This window comes from Stenotrophomonas sp. 05L44_2, from assembly GCF_056665995.1.
This window is the reverse complement of the sequence record NZ_JBFTNR010000511.1, coordinates 1-3,083: the sequence shown is the minus strand read 5'-3', so window position 1 is coordinate 3,083 and position 3,083 is coordinate 1. Positions and strand designations below refer to the sequence as shown.

Sequence of the window (3,083 nt, the reverse complement as noted above, 5' to 3'; positions counted from 1 at the left end):
TCACAACGAACCGGAATCAGTCGCCCTGCTGCTTCTGCAGGTGCTCCCAACGCTCCTGGGCGTCGATGGTGCGCTCGGCGGTCAAGCGCGCTTCAAGGCGCTCCAGGCCGATCTCTTCACCGGTGTCCACGCAGTACCCGTAATCACCTGCTTCCAGGCGCTTGAGGGTGCTGTCGATCTTGCCGATCAGCTTGCGGTAACGGTCACGGGTGCGCAGCTCCAGCGAGTTCTCGGTTTCGCGGGTCGCGCGCTCGGCTTCATCGCCGATGTCACGCACTTCCTCACGCAGGTTCTCGATGGTCTGCTTGGACTCTTCCACCAGGTCGGCGCGCCAGTTCTGCAGGCGCTGACGGAAGTACTCCTGCTGCAGCGGGCTCATGTACTCCTCGTCCGAGGCCGGCTTGTAGCCTGCCGGCAGGATCGGGCGGCCAGTGGCCTCGTCGGTCTTGTATTCGACGACCTTGTACTTGCTGCGCGGCGCAGGTGCCGTCGAACGGGCGGCAACGGCCACGGCGACCTTGCCCACGGGGCGGGTCACGGTCTTCGGAGCGGAATCGGATTTCACGGCGGTTTTGGCAGGCGATTTCGAAACGGGCACGGGATTCTTGGATTGCGGGGCGGTCGATGCTGCAGAAGCGGCGGCCGGGGCCGGCTTGGGGGCCGGTTTGGCTGCCGCCACTGCCGCGGTCTTGGCCGGGACAGACTTGGCCGGGGCCGGCTTCGCAGCTGGCTTCGGTGCGGACTTCACTACAGGGGCCGGCGTCGGCTTGGCGGCCGGCGGGGCGACATTCTTGGCAACCTTCTTGGCCGGTGCCGGCTTGGCAGGCGCCACCTTCTTTGCTGCCGGTTTGGCAGCAGGCGCGGCGGCAACCTTCTTCACCACCGGCGCCTTCTTGCTGGCAGCGGCAGGTTTGGCCTTGACCGGCGCAGCGGGCTTCTTCGCCACTGCCGGCTTGCCGGATTTCACCGGCGCTTTCTTTGCGGTGGCCTTCCTGGCCGCCGGCTGTGAGGATGCCGCCTTGGTCGCCGGCTTGCTGGCCGGCTTCTTGGCAACGGGCTTGGCCGCCAACTTCTTCACAACAGGCTTGGCGGTTTTCTTGGCGGCCTTGACGGCCTTCTTTGCAGTTTTTTTAGCAGCCACGAAACGCTCTTCCTTGGATTCCCCGGGGCCCGGGAAAGCGGGCCTTTATAGCCTACCCGACCCGCAGCAGCAACCTTGGGGGCCCGCTCCATTCAGTCCAGGAGTCAACGGGTCCAAGGTGCGGTCCGACGAACACGGACCGCCTTGCGCGGTACGGAACCTGTCCGGCACCTGGAGGGGTGCCGCTAGCGGTCGCAGGCCATCTACGACATGCGACCAACGGCCCATCCTGCACAAATGCGGCCTTCATGCCAACTGGCTTAAGATGACTGCGTGATCTCGCGCCTGCTCATCGCCCTGCTGCGCTTCTACAAGCGCTTCATCAGCCCGCTGCTGGGGCCTCGCTGCCGTTTCGTGCCGAGCTGCTCTGAATACGCCATGGATGCCATCTCCCGGCACGGCCCGCTGCGCGGCAGCTGGCTGGCGGCGCGACGGCTGGGCCGCTGCCATCCGTTCCATCCCGGCGGCTTCGATCCAGTGCCCGAATCTCCCAACGCCCCCTCTTGCCGTTGCACAGGAAAACACTGACATGTCCTCCACGCTCATCACCAATGCCCGCCTGGTCAACGAAGGCCGCACCTTCGAAGGCGACCTGCGTATCGAGAACGACCGCATCGCGCAGATCGGCAAGGGTTTGACTCCGCGTGATGGCGAACAGGTGGTGGATGCGGCCGGGCGCTGGCTGCTGCCCGGGATGATCGACGACCAGGTGCATTTCCGCGAACCCGGCCTGACCCACAAGGGTGACATCGCCAGCGAATCGGCCGCGGCCGTGGCCGGTGGCCTGACCAGCTTCATGGACATGCCCAACACCAACCCGCCGACCCTGGATTCGACCATCCTGGAAGCCAAGTACGAGCTGGCGCGCGGCCGTGCCTGGGCCAACTACGGTTTCTACCACGGTGCCAGCAACGACAACCTCGACGCCATCCGTGCGCTCGATCCGAAGAAGGCGCCGGGCGTGAAGGTGTTCATGGGCGCGTCCACCGGCAACATGCTGGTCGACAACCCCGAAACCCTGGACGCGATCTTCCGCGAGTGCCCCACCCCGATCATCACGCACTGCGAAGACACGCCGATGATCGATGCCAACCTGAAAGCGTTCCAGGAGAAGTACGGCGACGCACTGACCCCGGAGATGCACCCGGACATCCGTTCGCGTGAGGCCTGCATCAAGTCGACGCGGCTGGCCATGTCGCTGGCGCGCAAGCATGGCACCCGCCTGCACGTGCTGCACATCTCCACCGCCGACGAACTGGCGCTGTTCGAGAAGGGCCCGCTGATCCGCGCCGACGGCAGCCGCAAGCAGATCACCGCCGAGACCTGCGTGCACTTCCTGCACTTCGCCCGCCCGGATTACGCGACCAAGGGCAACCTGATCAAGTGCAATCCGGCGATCAAGGACGTGGCCGATCGCGAGGCGATCACCGCCGCGTTGGCTGACGACGTGCTGGACGTGCTGGCCACCGACCACGCCCCGCATACCTGGGAAGAGAAGCAGAAGCCCTATGCGCAGGCGCCGTCGGGCCTGCCGCTGGTGCAGTACGCGCTGGTTGCCGCACTGGAACGCGTGCACGAAGGCAAGCTGACCCGCGAGCAGGTCGTGCAAAAATTCGCCCATGCCCCGGCCCAGTTGTTCGATGTGGAAGAGCGTGGCTTCCTGCGCGAAGGCTACTTCGCCGACCTGGTGCTGGTGGAAGATGTGCCGTTCACGGTCAAGCGCGAGGACGTGCTGTCCAAGTGCGGCTGGTCGCCGTTCGAGGGCACCACGTTCCGTTCGCGCGTGGCCTCCACCTGGGTCAACGGCCAGCTGGTGTGGGACGGCAGCACGCTGGTGGGCAAGCCCGCCGGCCAGCGCATGACCTACGACCGCTGATGCGTCCGGCACTCATGTTCGCGGCGCTGCTGCTGGCAGCGCCCCTGCTCTCCGCAGCCCAGGCAC

General features: G+C 65.9%; 3 protein-coding genes. 2 read left to right on the top strand and 1 reads right to left on the bottom strand.

Annotated features, from left to right (window positions below; genetic code table 11):
- Nucleotides 1-16 precede the first annotated feature (16 nt).
- The gene (gene dksA, locus AC1VAN_RS16635) at nt 17-1,141 is read right to left on the bottom strand and encodes an RNA polymerase-binding protein DksA (protein WP_480986228.1); all 1,125 of its coding nucleotides are present in this window, start codon (nt 1,139-1,141) and stop codon (nt 17-19) included.
- A 273-nt stretch (nt 1,142-1,414) separates the two neighbouring features.
- Here dksA and yidD point away from each other — a divergent pair, with 273 nt between their 5' ends.
- Together yidD and AC1VAN_RS16625 are read left to right on the top strand one after the other, a co-directional pair.
- The gene (gene yidD / locus AC1VAN_RS16630; protein WP_014037867.1) at nt 1,415-1,669 is read left to right on the top strand and encodes a membrane protein insertion efficiency factor YidD; all 255 of its coding nucleotides are present in this window, start codon (nt 1,415-1,417) and stop codon (nt 1,667-1,669) included.
- Nucleotide 1,670: 1 nt separating this feature from the next.
- Complete coding sequence (locus AC1VAN_RS16625) at nt 1,671-3,017, top strand: dihydroorotase (protein WP_033831575.1); 1,347 nt, start codon at nt 1,671-1,673, stop codon at nt 3,015-3,017.
- The last annotated feature ends 66 nt before the right edge of the window (nt 3,018-3,083 follow it).

Excerpts from the sequence above, each read along its gene's own strand:
- AC1VAN_RS16625 (WP_033831575.1), top strand. The coding sequence starts at position 1,671 with ATGTCCTCCACGCTCATCACCAATGCCCGCCTGGTCAACGAAGGCCGC.